The organism is Planococcus sp. FY231025 (genome assembly GCF_052078085.1).
Taxonomy (GTDB): domain Bacteria; phylum Bacillota; class Bacilli; order Bacillales_A; family Planococcaceae; genus Planococcus.
Map to the genome: position 1 here is coordinate 419,246 of NZ_JBQJJG010000001.1, position 14,634 is coordinate 433,879.

General features: G+C 50.2%; 12 protein-coding genes. 10 read left to right on the forward strand and 2 right to left on the reverse strand.

Annotation, left to right across the window (positions count from 1 at the left end):
- Positions 1 to 42: 42 nt before the first annotated feature.
- A complete protein-coding gene (locus ACTL32_RS01875) occupies positions 43 to 564 on the forward strand; it encodes an SRPBCC family protein (protein ID WP_441339889.1) in 522 nt (173 codons plus the stop codon).
- A gap of 84 nt (positions 565 to 648) precedes the next feature.
- Here the strand turns inward: ACTL32_RS01875 and ACTL32_RS01880 are convergent, their stop codons facing one another.
- Positions 649 to 1,416, reverse strand: a complete 768-nt coding sequence (locus tag ACTL32_RS01880) for an NRDE family protein (protein ID WP_441339890.1) — start codon at positions 1,414 to 1,416, stop codon at positions 649 to 651.
- 179 nt (positions 1,417 to 1,595) lie between these two features.
- Here ACTL32_RS01880 and ACTL32_RS01885 point away from each other — a divergent pair, with 179 nt between their 5' ends.
- The 4 genes from ACTL32_RS01885 (at position 1,596) to pdxA (ending at position 6,774) form a co-directional block, all read left to right on the forward strand.
- Entirely contained in the window at positions 1,596 to 3,308 is a 1,713-nt protein-coding gene (locus tag ACTL32_RS01885; protein WP_441339891.1) for a PrpR N-terminal domain-containing protein, read from the forward strand.
- A 170-nt stretch (positions 3,309 to 3,478) separates the two neighbouring features.
- Entirely contained in the window at positions 3,479 to 4,471 is a 993-nt protein-coding gene (locus ACTL32_RS01890) for a 2-keto-3-deoxygluconate permease (protein WP_441339892.1), read from the forward strand.
- A gap of 4 nt (positions 4,472 to 4,475) precedes the next feature.
- Positions 4,476 to 5,780: a four-carbon acid sugar kinase family protein gene (locus ACTL32_RS01895; RefSeq protein WP_441339893.1), complete on the forward strand. Its 1,305-nt coding sequence runs from the start codon at positions 4,476 to 4,478 to the stop codon at positions 5,778 to 5,780.
- Positions 5,767 to 6,774, forward strand: a complete 1,008-nt coding sequence (gene pdxA / locus ACTL32_RS01900; protein ID WP_441339894.1) for a 4-hydroxythreonine-4-phosphate dehydrogenase PdxA — start codon at positions 5,767 to 5,769, stop codon at positions 6,772 to 6,774. Before ACTL32_RS01895 ends, pdxA begins: the two co-directional genes overlap by 14 nt.
- 543 nt (positions 6,775 to 7,317) lie before the next feature.
- On the opposite strand, the gene ACTL32_RS01905 is transcribed toward pdxA, so the two are convergent.
- Positions 7,318 to 8,241, reverse strand: coding sequence for an LCP family glycopolymer transferase (locus ACTL32_RS01905; protein WP_441339895.1), 924 nt, complete (start codon positions 8,239 to 8,241; stop codon positions 7,318 to 7,320).
- A 323-nt stretch (positions 8,242 to 8,564) separates the two neighbouring features.
- Between ACTL32_RS01905 and ACTL32_RS01910 the strand changes: the two genes are divergently transcribed.
- The 5 genes from ACTL32_RS01910 to ACTL32_RS01930 all read left to right on the forward strand — a co-directional run bounded on the left by ACTL32_RS01910 (position 8,565) and on the right by ACTL32_RS01930 (position 14,631).
- Complete coding sequence (locus ACTL32_RS01910; RefSeq protein WP_441339896.1) at positions 8,565 to 11,867, forward strand: ATP-binding protein; 3,303 nt, start codon at positions 8,565 to 8,567, stop codon at positions 11,865 to 11,867.
- A gap of 22 nt (positions 11,868 to 11,889) precedes the next feature.
- Positions 11,890 to 12,585, forward strand: a complete 696-nt coding sequence (locus ACTL32_RS01915) for a response regulator transcription factor (protein ID WP_441339897.1) — start codon at positions 11,890 to 11,892, stop codon at positions 12,583 to 12,585.
- Between the two features lie 154 nt (positions 12,586 to 12,739).
- Positions 12,740 to 13,165, forward strand: coding sequence for a DUF4870 domain-containing protein (locus tag ACTL32_RS01920; protein ID WP_441339898.1), 426 nt, complete (start codon positions 12,740 to 12,742; stop codon positions 13,163 to 13,165).
- A 40-nt stretch (positions 13,166 to 13,205) separates the two neighbouring features.
- Complete coding sequence (locus tag ACTL32_RS01925) at positions 13,206 to 13,994, forward strand: YveK family protein (RefSeq protein WP_441339899.1); 789 nt, start codon at positions 13,206 to 13,208, stop codon at positions 13,992 to 13,994.
- Complete coding sequence (locus ACTL32_RS01930) at positions 13,981 to 14,631, forward strand: CpsD/CapB family tyrosine-protein kinase (RefSeq protein ID WP_441339948.1); 651 nt, start codon at positions 13,981 to 13,983, stop codon at positions 14,629 to 14,631. Before ACTL32_RS01925 ends, ACTL32_RS01930 begins: the two co-directional genes overlap by 14 nt.
- Positions 14,632 to 14,634: the final 3 nt, after the last annotated feature.

The following is a 14,634-nucleotide window of genomic DNA, read 5'->3' on the forward strand; positions in this document are numbered from 1 at the left end:
CAATGGATCTATACCCGATTTCGCGGGGGGCATTCGTGTATAATGGAATTACTTGAAAGCAAGAAAGGGGACAATCCGATGCGTGCGGAAATCGTGCAAACAGAACAAGGCTATACAGCTACTTATAACCGCAATATGGCCCACAGCCCGGAAACGGTCTGGGCGATGCTTGCAGAAAACGGCAAGCTCAAGCAATGGTTTCCGGAGCTGGAAGTGAAAGAACTCCGAAAAGGGGGATTTCTTTCATTTGATATGGGCGATGGCACATTTGAAAAGATGGATATTGTTGATTTCGAAGCTGGCAGTGTGCTGGCATTCGAATGGGATGAAGGGGAAGTCCGCTTTGAAATCCTAGAGGCAGAAAGCGGAAGCCAACTGAAAATGATGGAATCCTTTCCGCAGATCACGCAGCAGACGGCAAAAGATCTTGCAGGATGGCATGTCTGTTTCGACGTCATCGAAGCCCTGTTGGACGGACGGGAAATCGAGCGCAAACAGGAATGGGAAAAAGAATACGAGGAATACAAGCGGCTGCTCCAGAGCCTCAGCGTCGAGTTTGAATAACGGAAAGAAGTGTATTGAAATAAGGGCCTGCGGCGTGAAGCACTGCTTCACGCCGCGGGTCCTTTGCTGTTCAGATTAGCAATGTCATTTGTCCGCTTCGATTTGGAATTCGAAAACATTCTCCTCTTTTACTTCGCCTTTTTCATATACCCGTTCGGCAAAAGTGATATGTCCGTCGTGGCCGACAAGCAAGACCGTCGAAGAACGCGTACCGTACTCAGGAGTGCGGATGAACATCGGTGAAAGGACTCTCTCCCATTGGGCTCCCACACCTGTATCCGGCAATTTGCCTTCTTCGGCCTGGTCAGCATCTTGCAGAAAAGCGAACAGATCCTCTATCCGGATTTCCTGATTGTCTGAGAGATACCGCTCAAGATACATCGTCCCTTTGACGACTTTCGGCCAAGGGGTGTCCAGGAAATGGTTGCTCAATCCGTGGATGCCAGGTTCGACCTTCTCTACTTTCGCATCCATATTATTATAATAAAATAATTGATCGGCATTGCCTGCCAACAGATTGAAGCCGGCATAATCCTCTGGGACCAGGTTTTCCAGGAATTGGCGAGGGCCCATGTCGGATGACAGGAAATTCCGGACGAGGGCGCCTCTAGAAATCTTGTCAGCATCAGGCACCGACGGGTCGCGGAAGTTGGTCAATGCTGCAATTCTTCCGGACGTTGTAACGCCCAGCCAAGTTCCCATCTGCATCAGGTCGCGCCCAGCCAGGAGGGTGGGATGGTCTTTCCAGAAATGCGCCGTTTCGGTCGGGCGCAAATAGAATTCGTCCCGGTTCGCAGCTAGGATAAGCTTGTATTCCGGATGGTCATCAAATTGGAAGTTGATCAAGCACATGGAATCACCCCTTTTTGAAAATTATATCGAAAATAGGGGGAAGTTGACAGGGGAACCACTTCATGCGGAAAGCTGTTGGGCGCATGAGGAAAGGCTGCTGCGGCATGCTGAATTTTTCATTACCAATGCGTGGAATATTGTTATAATGGCAAAAGATATTGGAAAAGGGGGCATCTGCGGTGAAGCGGAAGATCAATCTCGGTTTTATTGCGCCGTATAAAGCGATGGAGCCTGTCATCAAAGAATTGGAGTCCGGCAATCCGGATCTGAAAATAACGGCACGGACCGGCAATCTGGAAACCGGTGTCGCTTATGCTAGGCAGATGGAGAAAGACGGAGCGGACATCATCATCAGCCGAGGCGGTACCGCGAAGATGATCCGGGAATCTGTTGGCTTGCCGGTTGTAGATATCCACATTTCGGGGTACGACTTGCTGCGCTCCATCATGCTGGCAAGCAGCCACTCCGATGACAAAATCGCATTGGTCGGTTTCCCGAATATTACTCTCGGTGCATCGTCGATTGCCAATCTGCTCGAGATTCCATTGGAAGTGGTGACAATCCATAAAGCGGAAGAAGTGGAAGAGGCACTGCTCGGATTGCAGCGCAAAAATTATACCCGCATTCTGGGCGACGTGGTCACGGTAGATGTGTCGTCTCAACTGGGCATGAATGGAATGCTCATTCATTCGGGAAGGGAATCCGTTATGGAATCCTTTGAAGAAGCGCGCCGCCTCTTCAAATCACTGGCTACGAGCCAAAAGCTTCTTCGCATCACTCAAGCGCTGCTTGTCCGGCAGGAATCGGATTTCCTGGTGGCGGATGACGAAGGGCAGGTTCTTCTGCAGAAATGGACTTCTTTTGAAGAGATGCCATTGTCTCCTGAAGATATGAAGAGCCTGCGCATCCAGGCATTAAGAAGTGATGCGGCAACCATCAAGATCGTCCACCAAGAAAGCGGGGCTTTGAGCGTTCGGGCCGAACCTTTGCAGGACCGAGACGGAAAAGCTGTAGCGTTCTTCTTTGAGCCAATCAAAGCAATTTTCCAGCAGACACCGACTATAGAAATCGAACAGATCAGCCAAATTCCTCCGCTGATTGCAAGGAGCCCATCAATGAAAAAAATCAAAGGGATGATTGAATCTCCAGCCAATGCGGAACGCCCTGTTTTTCTGATTGGCGACGCCGGTACAGGCAAAAAGTCGATCGCCCGTTATCTGCATAGTTACCACCGGAAGCCCGGCCTCTTTGTGGCAGCCGAATTCAGCGAGGCGGAAAACCTCCTTGAGGAAATTTTTTCGCTTCCCGTTTCCACGCTTTTTATCAAGGTGGACCCATCACATGACCATGCTGGCCACCGGCTTTCAAATTTAGCTGGAATCGCCGCTTCCCGCAGGGTCCAGCTTGTCATTTCCGCCGCCTCACTGGTGGCAGACATAAACAACACGGAAGAATTTAGAGATGCAGCCATATTCCCGCTTCCGGGTCTTGAGAACCGACGGGAAGACATCGAAGCCATCTCCCATCAATTTTTGGCAGAGTTTCATCTGGACTTGGGGACGCAGCCGGTGAAAATCCGGCAAGATGCCATGGAGGAAATCATCCGCTCGCCGGCTGCGAAAAACCTGTCCTCGCTCAAGAAATACCTCAGGCAACTGGCTCTTCTTGAGAAGGGGTTTGTCATAGAAAAGCGTACACTCCAGCAATTGTCTTCCAGTAAAGAAACGGGTGTCCAAGAAGGGGTCCTCCAATTTTCTGCGGATGAAACCTTGAAAGAAATCGAACGGAAGCTGATCGAACAAATCTTGGAGGAAGAAGATTTCAATCAGACAAAAGCAGCAAAACGGCTGGGCATCAACCGGGCGACATTATGGCGCAAACTCAAAGAATGAGTTTGCGTTCTTTTTTATACTTAAGTGTTGCAAAATTAAACTGTTTTTATTCTGGCTATGAAATTAAACAAAAAATTGTTGCTTTTTAAAACGAATATTCTTAAAGTGAAAGATGAAAGCGGTTTCTCTGGTAAGAATCTGCGAAAAACGGAAGAAAAGAGGCGAAGAAGATGAAAATCAAAAAGACTTTAGACCGGATTCCTGGCGGCATGATGGTAGTGCCTTTATTGCTGGCAGCAACGCTCAATACGTTGGCTCCGGATTTGCTGCGCATCGGCGGGTTCACCCAAGCATTGTTTGTCGATAGTGCAAATGCGTTGATTGCTTTATTCCTGCTTGTGACAGGTGCGCAGATCAACGTGAAAACGTTCGGCGTTTCGCTTGCCAAAGGCGCGACGCTTCTGACGACCAAATGGGTGGTCGGGGCATTGGTCGGACTGGTGGCCTATATGTTCGCAGGTGAAAACGGACTTTGGCTCGGAATTGCACCAATTGCTGTCATAGCGGCGATGACCAACAGCAACGGCGGATTGTTCGTCGCTCTTGTCGGACAATACGGAAGCAAAGAAGACCGGGCAGCTTATTCGCTGCTTGCCTTAAATGACGGCCCTTTCCTGACGATGGTTGCTTTGACAATTTTCGGGGCAATGGGTTTTGTGGAAGGCTTGTTCTCACCCGTATCATTCATTGCTGTACTCTTGCCGATTCTGATCGGGATGATTCTCGGGAATTTGGATGAAGACATGCGCTCTTTCCTGGATGCCGGCAGTTCGATGCTGATTCCATTTTTCGCATTTGCACTCGGCATGGGAATCGACTTTAATGCTATCATCCAAGGTGGATTGGGCGGAATCGTTCTTGGGCTCGCCACGGTGTTCGTAACCGGTACGGCCGGCTATCTGGTTTTCAAAGCGCTGAAATGGAACCCGATTGTTGGGGCTGCTGAAGGCTCGACGGCAGGAAACGCGGTAGCGACGCCGGCAGCAATTGCAGCTGCAAGCGCCAGCTTTGCGGGAGTGGTTGATATTGCAACAGTCCAGGTAGCCGCTTCTACCGTTACGACGGCGATTCTTTTGCCGCTTTACATTGCGTTTCTTGTAAAACGGCTGGAACGGAAAGGTTTTATCTTCGATAACGGCGATCTTATCAAAAAAGGGGCGTAACGAAATGAAGAAGATGGCAACGCAGATCGGCATCATTGCGGATGATTTTACAGGAGCGAATGATACGGGTGTGCGCCTCGCGCAAAAAGGCCTGAAATCAAAAGTGCTGCTGACGGATTCCATTGACTACAGCCGATTGCCGGAACAGGATATCGACGTCTGGATCATTGACACCAACAGCCGGGCAATGGGTCCTCAAGCTGCTTATCAAGCGGTTTTTCAGGAAATCAGCCGGTTAAGCGGATGTGGAATCCAATCATTTTACAAAAAAGTGGATTCAACGCTGCGCGGTTCGATCGCGTCGGAATTGAAAGCCATGCAGGATGCTTCCGGGCTTGACCTGATCTTCCTGGCGCCGGCTTTTCCTGCGATGGGGCGGACTGTCGAAGGCGGAGTCCTGCTTGTCAACGGCAAGCCGGTGGCAGAGACGGAATTTGCAAAGGACCCGAAAACGCCCGTGCTCCATAGCTACATCCCGGACCTGCTGGCAGACGGCGGCTCCAAAACGGCTGTATTGACCAAAGAAATACTCCGCGGCTTGAAGCCTGAACAATGGGTTGATGAACAGCTTCGTGATGGTGTGCAATGGATTGTCTGCGATACGGTCGAGGAAGGGGATTTCCGGAAGCTTTCCGAGCTGGCGAAACAACTGGATGCTGCGGTCGGGTGGGCAGGTTCCGCCGGAATGATCAATCATTTATATACGGAATATGAAAGAGAAAATACAGAAAATGCTCTTGAACGGCCGCTTGAAAAAGTTCTTGTCTTGTCCGGCAGTTTATCGGGGAAAACGGGTGAACAGCTTGAAGCATTGAAACTTCGCCCGAATACCCTGATGATTGAAGTGGATCCGTTGGATTTACTAGAAGGCGAAGCTGAAGTTTTCGAAGGCGTTTCACAAAAAGTCCGGACGGAGGGATTTGACTGCGCCGTGGTCTATGTAGATGGGTCCCAGGAAAACCGCAGAAAAACCGCTTCCTGGGCAGAAATGAACGGCCGGACTGCCAATCAAATTGGGCAAGCAATCTCTGCCGGCATCGGAAAACTCGCACGTCAGGCGCTGGAAACAGCCGCCTTCGATGCGCTGATCATGACCGGCGGCGATACGGCTAAAGACATCTGCAGCGAACTTGGCATCCATGATATGGAGCTGCGGTTTGAAGTGGAAGCAGGATTGCCGTTGGGCATGGTAGCATGGAACGGTAAAGAAATGCCGGCAATTACGAAAGCGGGCGGATTCGGAAATGCCGAATCGCTAACCAATGCAGTCGATTATCTGAGAGGAGCGGGAATACATGCAAGCAATTAAACCGATCATCGGAATTACAATGGGGGACGCTGCAGGCGTCGGCCCGGAAATCATTTTAAAGAGTTTTGAACACGACAGCGTCCACGAGTCAAGCCGCTCGTTCGTCATCGGTGACGCTTCGATCCTTGAGCGGGCGAAAGGGTTCACAGGGAGCACAAAAGCCATCCGCCGGATCAGCGAGCCGGGCGAAGCGAAATTTGAGCGGGATACCATTGACTGCCTGGACATGAACCTCTTGCCGGACACATTGCCGATGGGCGAAGTATCGCCAGAAGCGGGCAATGCCGCATTCCGGTATCTCGAAAAAGCCATTGCTTTAGCCAATTCCAAAAAAATTGATGCCATCTGTACAGCGCCGCTGAACAAAGAGGCATTACAAAAAGGCGGCCACTTGTACCCGGGGCATACCGAGATTTTAGCTGAGCTTACAGGCACGAAGGATTATTCCATGATGCTGTCGGCTCCGAACCTGAAGGTCATCCATGTCACGACGCATGTCGGCATAATTGATGCGATCAATATGATTACGCCGGAACGCGTGCTGCACGTGATCCAGCTGGCCCATGACACGCTTTCGAAAGCCGGTATCAAAAATCCGAAGATTGCAGTGTGCGGCATCAACCCGCACGCAGGGGAAAACGGACTGTTCGGCTATGGGGAAGAAGAGGAGAAAGTCATTCCGGCAGTGAAAAAAGCGCAGGAAGCAGGCATCGATGTTCAAGGCCCGCTGCCGGCAGACACGTTGTTTTTCCGCACAGTCCGCGGGGATTTCGATATTGTGGTAGCCATGTACCATGACCAGGGGCATGCGCCGGTCAAAGTGCTTGGCCTTGAAGCCGGAGTCAATATCACGGTCGGCCTGCCGATCATCCGGACGAGCGTTGACCACGGAACCGCATTCGACATCGCCGGGACCGGCAAAGCGGATGAAAAAAGCTTGGTCGAAGCCCTTCGCCAGGCAGTGGAACTGGCACCGAAAAGAGAAAGCGAATAACAAAGAAAGCCCAGCCGCAAACGCGGCTGGGCTTTTAGGATATCGAGAAACCTTTTTTAGATTAGTTGATAAAAGAAATAAACATTTTACCCCGCTTCGGCCGCTTTGGGCATGGCTTTCGCCATGAGCCGGGAAAAACACCCGTCTCATAGCTTCGCCCAGCCCATGGACGCGCCGGCGCTGATTTCGTTCTTAAAAAGCCGATAACTCTATCCGTTTTAACTGTGCTAACTGAGATATAGAGCAAAATAGCGGAGAAAACCGTACTGTTTCTGCATCGCTGCGCTAGCTTCGAAACATGAAAGGGCGCTGCTCCTGCGCAAGCTCGTCGCAAAGACTTGCGCTCGCAGGCTTCGGGTAAGTCTTGCCCGAAGCAAAGAGATGGCTCTAAGGAAGTTCGAGCCATCTCTTTGCGACGAGCGCAAAGCGCGCAGGAGCACACGGGTTTACGAAGCTGTTTTGCGGAATATCGGTTAAGAGACAAGCATTTTATATCTTTCTTAACAAGCTGAAAGCCCAGCCGCAAACGCGGCTGGGCTTTTTCTATTCTGTCCCTAGATGAGCCTTCATTGCAGATTGCACTTCGGCCAGCTCCTGTTGGTCCATCATGTAATACCAAATTCCGCCTATTGTTTCACCGTAGCCGTTCTCAAAGCTCAGCTGTTCGACTTCTTTGGTCGCATTCCGGTAATTTTTCTGGACATCGATCATTTCATTGAATCCCATATTCGTTTTGACGTTATCGCCGAGGGCATCAAAGATTTTCGGATAATTGAACAAGGTCGTGGCAGACACTGCTTGGACCATGATGCTTTTGACGACTTGCTTTTGGCGGTTTTGCCTTCCGAAATCCCCGTTTGGATCGTTTTTCCGCATGCGGACATAATCGAGCGCCTGGCTGCCGTCCAGTGTAATTTCGCCTGCAGGAAAATCGTCGAAGGCGAAAGCATTGTCGACGCTGATGCCGTCGAGCGCATCCACGATATCTTCAAACCCTTCCATGTTCAGTTGGACGACGTAATCGATCGGTATGTCCAACAGCTTTTCTGTTGAGGCAAGCGACATTTCAATGCCGCCGAAGGCGTAGGCATGATTAATCTTGTCTCTCATGCCGAGGCCGACAATTTCTGTATACGTATCCCGGGGAATGCTGATCATCTTGGTAGATTCTTTTTCGGGATTGATCGCCAGTACGACCATCGTATCGGAACGGCCGCGGTCGTCCTCACGCTCATCGACGCCCAGGAGGAGGACCGAAATGGGATCTTTGTTCTCAAGGACGATTTTTTCCTCGCGTTTTGGAGAGGCTTCCCGGACCAACGGCTCGTGGATTTCATCAAGCGTACTGGTAGCTTTCGGGAACAGGACTAGCAGGTATAGCGCTCCTGCAAGGATGGACAATTTAACGAATATACTCAACCAGGAACGTTTCTTTTTCGTCTTATCGGTTGTTTTTCTCTGGAACATCGTCTTCACCTCATTTATGGCCGTTAAGCCTGTATCATAAATCATGCGACAAATGAACCCTAGCTTTTCTTTTTATTAGAGTATTCCCTTTGTTTCGATAGGTCAATAGTTTTAATTGAATTTTCAGATTAAATTTTCTTTTCTTTTAACCGGTTAAATGGTATTATTTTAACAAGTTCTTATGCTACTTATGGTATATATCCTGCTAGACAATAAAATCTGATAATTCAAATAAATAATTTTCGGCTTTTCCTTCATTCAGGCTAGGTTTGGACAATATGTTTTTACATACGGATGAATTTTAGAAATAGAGGTGTGCCATTATGTCCCCACTTTATCGGAATCTCTCCAACGCGGTAAAAATTGCGTTTGTCCTTATTGTTTTATTATTTTTCATGAGCGGAGATAAACAGGTCGGCGATCTTGAAGACAGCGGCCGTGCGATCCAGTTGGATGATACAGCCGAAAAAATGGAAATCGGAAGCGGAATGTCGATTTTTATCGATGAGGCCGGCGATTTGGACATCGGTGAAATCACCCAGCCGCTTATGACCATGCAGTTCATGCCGAATGTAGACGGCACCTTGAATGCCGGATATACAGAAGAGGTCTACTGGATCCGTTTTGAGGCAGAAAATACATCAACCGAAAAAACGTGGCTGCTTGAAGCAGCCGCTTCGACGCTCGACAGCTTGACCCTTTATGCTCAGCAGGGGGATGGAAGCTATACCGCGGTACAAAGCGGCTCTGATATTCCGGCTGCCGAGCGTATCTATTATCACCGCAATTTTGTCTTTCCCTTGGATGTGCCGGCAGGGGCCAGCCGGACCTTCTACTTGCGAGCGCAAACCGACGGACCAATGCAGCTGCCGCTGGCAATCTGGGATGAAAAGGCTTTCGAAGCCAACACCCGGACAACCACAGCACTTATCGGCCTTGCCGCAGGGGTGCTTGCAGTTCTGCTAGCTTACCAGTTTGTACAGTTTGCGCGGCTTCGACAATTGGGCTATTTGTATTTCGGATTGATGGCCATGGCTTTGCTAGCCACCGTTTCTTCCTTGGCCGGTCTGACTTTGACGTTCATCTGGCCGGATTTGGTTTGGTGGAATGAACGCTCGATCCTGCTGTTCATCGGACTTAGCAGCATTTTCCTTTTGCTGTTTACCGTAAACTTCCTGGATACACGCCGGCATTTGCCGCGCATTAAAAAAGGGCTGCAGTTGCTGATCTTGTTCCATTTGCCGCTATTGGCCATCCTGCTTGTCTCCATGGAAGCGGTGAAGCATCTTCTGCCGCTCCTGCTGCTGGTTTCATCAGCCGTTGTGTTCGCATTATCGATGGTGAGCCTGAAAATGGATATCCGCTATGCGCGCTATTATACAATCGGATCATTTCTGCTGCTGTTCGGAGTCTTGTTATCCTATCTATCGCTGAACGGGTTTATCCCTTTTACAGACCGTTCGCGGCACGGAGCGTATCTGGCGGCAGGATTAGGAATCTTTTTGACGGCCCTGGCCCTGGCGGATAAAGCAGCGGCCAAGAAACTGGAGAAGCGGGAACTGGAGAAGAAAGCCATAGAACGGCAAAGGCTGGCGATGGAATCGCTCAAGCATGCCAATGAACGGAAAGACGAAATGCTGGCGATCACATCTCATAGCCTGCGGACGCCCCTGTATGGCATGATCGGCATTGCTGAGTCGCTGCAGGAAACGGTCAGCGGCAGAAATTCACAAGGAGTCAGCCAGCAACTCGGCACCATCGTCGCAAACGGCAAGAAACTTGCACATATGATCAACGATATTCTGGATTATTCAAAATTGAAGCAGAATGCATTGGACGTCCATGTTGAGCCGGTGGAGCTGCGGGGCTTGGCGGATTCGGTGATCGCCGTCTGCCGGCCGCTTCTGAAAGATAAAGAAGTAGCACTCTACCAGAAGATGCCGGACGATCTGCCCGAAGCCATCGCCGATCCCAACCGGGTTCAGCAAGTGCTTTTCAACTTGATCGACAACTCGATTAAGTTCACTGAAAAAGGTGAAATTACGGTTTCCGCCAAAAAGGCGGGCAAAGGAATCCGCATTTCCGTAAGAGATACGGGAATTGGCATAGACGAAGCCAAGATTTCCACCCTTTTCGAGCCGTCCCGTTCCAGCGGCATTCAGGAAGACGGCCTTAGCGGAGCCGGTATCGGCCTTAATCTCACCAAGCGGCTGGTGGAGCTGCAGGGCGGTTGGCTGGAAGTGGAATCCAAGCCGGGCGAGGGCTCCGTTTTCAGCTTTACGCTCCCGATTTACAAGAAGGAAGAAGCTGAAGAGGCCGAGCCGCTGGAAACGGTGGAGATCGAAGAACTGACGGCCGCTCAGTTGAGCGAATCCTTGTCGGAGCGCCGGCGGGACCAAAAGGAAATCCGCATCCTGGTGGTCGACCATATCGATGTAAACCGGGAAATGCTGACCTATCAGCTGATGCGGGACGGCTATGAAGTGACTGGCGTATCGGAAGGGGCGGAAGCCATCCAGCTCCTGTCGGAACAGCCGATCGATCTGGTCATATTGGAATGGGCATTGTCAGACATGACCGGCGACGAATTGTGCCGGAGCATACGGAGGGATTTCACGCTCACCGAATTGCCGATCCTCATGCTGTCAGAAGAAGAAGACATGAAGCATAAATCGAGTGCATTCACTGCAGGGGCGAACGATTACCTCGTCAAACCCTGCGACAAGGAAGAATTTCTGCTGCGGGTGGAAACGCTGGCGAACCTGCGGAGCTTGACGCAGGAAATCACCAATGTCAACTATTTCCTGGAGCGGAATATCAAGGAGCGGACGATGGCGCTCGAAATCACCAATATGAACCTGGTGACCGTGAACGATGAAATACAGGAAATCGAGAAATCGCGGAATGAGATGCTGTCCACGATTTCGCATGAACTCGGCACGCCGATTACGCTAATCCACAGTTATATCCAGGCAGTGAAAGAAAGTCTGATCGATGAGAAGAATCCGCGGTATCTGGATATGATCCACAATAAACTGCTGCTGCTCGAGCGGTTGACAGAAGATCTTGTGGAACTTTCAAAATACAAGTCCGGCAATATGACGCTGCGCTTTGAAGAAGTGAAGCTGCCCCAATGGCTGAACCGCCTGGTAATCGGTATGGAGGCCGATGTGACGCAAAGCGGACGCAGATTCGAACATCAGAAAGGGCGGGAGGATCCGCTTGAAGAACAGTTCAAGTTGTCCATCGACATCGACCGGATCGATCAGGTCTTCTCCAATGTATTATGGAATGCCGTGAAGCATACTTCTTCCGAAGACGGCAAAATTACAATATCCGCTGATGTTTACGCCAACGGTACAGAAGGGGCGGTGCTCGACCTTGATGAATTCGACGGGGAAGTCATTATCAAAGTCGAGGACACAGGCTGCGGCATCGACCAGGAAGTGCTGCCGCATATTTTCGACCGTTTCTTCAAAATGGAAAAAACAGAGCAGTATAAAGGGAGCGGGCTTGGGCTGGCCATTGCCAAAGAAATCATCCTCTCGCATAAAGGCGAGATCTGGGCAGAGAGCGAAGTCGGCAAAGGGAGCGCATTTTATATTGCATTGCCTTTGACATTTTAAACAAAAGACAGGGGGACGTACCATGAGCGAAGCTACTGTAATGGTTGTGGAAGATGAAGAAGGCATCCGTGAACTGATCCGGCTATTCCTGATGAAGAAAGGCTACCGCGTTATCGATGCGGAAGACGGCTATGAAGCGATGGACAAGCTGGCAAAAGAAAATCCCGATCTCATACTGCTTGATATCGAGATGCCAGGCATGAATGGAATCGAAGTGTGCGAGCAGATCCGGCTGCAGACCAAACTCCCCATCCTCTTCGTCAGCTATCGGAAAGAGTTGGCTTATAAGATCAACGGGCTTGAAGCAGGCGGCGATGACTATATCACAAAGCCTTTCGACTTCACCGAGCTGGAAGCAAGGATCCGGGCAATCCTTAGGAGAAATGGGTGGAAGAGCGGCGATGAAGACAAGCTGTCCGTGCTGGAGTTCAATGACATCAAGATCCACATTGATGCCCGCGAACTGTATGTCTCCGGCGAACCGGTGCGCCTGTACCATAAAGAATTCCAATTGCTTTTGCTGCTGGCCCAGAATCCGAACCGGGTCTGGACCGCTGAGCAGCTTTACGACAGTATCTGGGGCTATTATTCTGAAGGGGATATCCAGACGGTAAAAGTCCACATTAGCAACCTGCGTCGGAAAGTGGAGAAGGATCCTGCAAATCCTATCCATATCCGCACGGTCCGGGGATTCGGCTACAAATTTACAGCAGAATAATGAACCAGCGAAAGCCGCCTGATCGAAAATGCGATCTAGGCGGCTTTTTCATGCTTTTTTTAAAATAATTTAATTATTAAAACTATTTAACTTTATTTTAACCTTCCCTCCGTAGTATGAGGTCAAATGGTAAAGGATAAAGGAGGAAAAGAAAATGGTTGAGAACAATTTCAAATTCACAGAAGATCATCAGCTTCGAACTTTTGAACAGCAGACTGTGTTCAAGCATGCACAGGATAACAGCGATGCAAGGCTGCACGCCACTTCGCTCGGGCTCCCGGAAAACATTGCCGGTACGCTTGCTTACCTTTTCGGCATCTTTTCAGGAATCGTCTTCCTGCTGATCGAGAAGGATAACCGGTTCGTCCGGTTCCATGCTTTCCAGTCCATTTACCTGTCGCTCGCCTTTTTTGCTGTATTTACACTTCTTGGAATGCTTCCGGTCATCGGTTGGCTGTCAGGCGTCATTCTTTCGCCGATCGGGCTGGTGCTGTGGATCATCCTTATGCTGAACGCGCATAACGGAAAACTCTCCAAGATTTTTTACATCGGCGATCTTGCCGAAAAGCAAACGCGTTAAAAAGCAACCTAAAAATCCATCGGGAACAGAGGTGTAAGGAATGGAAAGTACATTCAATGTCAAAGAATTCATGAAGAACCTGCGCAAACGGATTCCGCTGATCCTCATGGTCACGCTCCTGTTTGTTGCGTTGAGCGGCGTTGTCAGCTATACGCTGATGAAACCGATCTACCAGGCATCGACCCAGATTCTGGTCAATCAGAACGCGACGGCGGCACAGCCGTTCGATGCACAGAACATCGATGCCAACATCCAGCTTATCAGCACCTATAACGTCATCATCAAAAGCCCGGCCATTCTGGCAGCAGTCATTGAGGAACTGAAGCTGAACGAATCGGTGACGGATCTGAATGAGCGGATTGAAGTGACAAGCGTTGAAAATTCGCAAGTGCTGACACTGAATGTGGAAGACGCTTCCATGGAGCGGGCGGTGCTGATCGCCAATACGACAGCATCCGTATTCCAGGCGGAAATCAAGAACTTGATGAAAGTCGATAATGTCAACATCCTTGCACCGGCTGTGTTGCCGGTAGATCCGGAACCAGTTAAGCCGGACCCGCTGTTCAATATGGCGATCGGCGCAGTAATGGGCTTCATGATCGGCACCGGGCTCGCCATCCTGTTGGATCAGATGAATACAACGATCCGTACGGAAGAGGATATTGAGGATATCGTCGGCCTTCACGTCCTCGGCATTGTCAGCCAAGCAGAAAGCACAAAGGAAATGAGAAGATCATCCAATTACAAAGAACAGAAGGAGTTGGTGGGCGATGTGGACAGCGAAAAAGTCAAATCGATCGGCGGCACGAAGATTGGTGGTTCGATCTAATCCGCAATCAATAACGACAGAGCAATACCGGACGATCCGGACAAATATCAATTTCTCCATGCCAGGGCCCGATACTCAGACGATCTTGTTCACTTCGGCAGCCAAGGAGGAAGGGAAATCGACCACGTCCTGCAATATGGCGATCGTCTTTGCGGAAGCCGGCAAGCGGGTGCTGCTGGTGGATGCGGATATGAGGCGGCCAACGCTGCACCATACGTTCCAGATGCCCAATAAAATCGGCCTGTCCAATCTGCTTCTGAAAAAGGGGCGCCTTCAGGATACCGTGAGAAGAAGCGGCGTTCCCGGCCTGGATCTTCTGCTATGCGGCCAGATTCCGCCGAATCCGGCAGAACTTCTCAGCACGCCCGCACTGGACGACCTTCTGGAAGAGATGAAGTCGAAATACGATATCGTCATCATTGATTCGCCGCCGCTCCTGTCGGTCACCGACTCGAAGATCCTGGCGAATAAATGCGACGCCACCGTACTGGTGGTCAATACCGGCAAATCGGAGAAAGACAGTGTCATCAAGGCCAGAGACGCCCTGGTAACGTCAAAGGCGTTCATCATGGGTGTGGTCATGAACAATTACCAGATGTCGAAAGACAATTATTATTACCAGAACTACAGCAAATAGAAG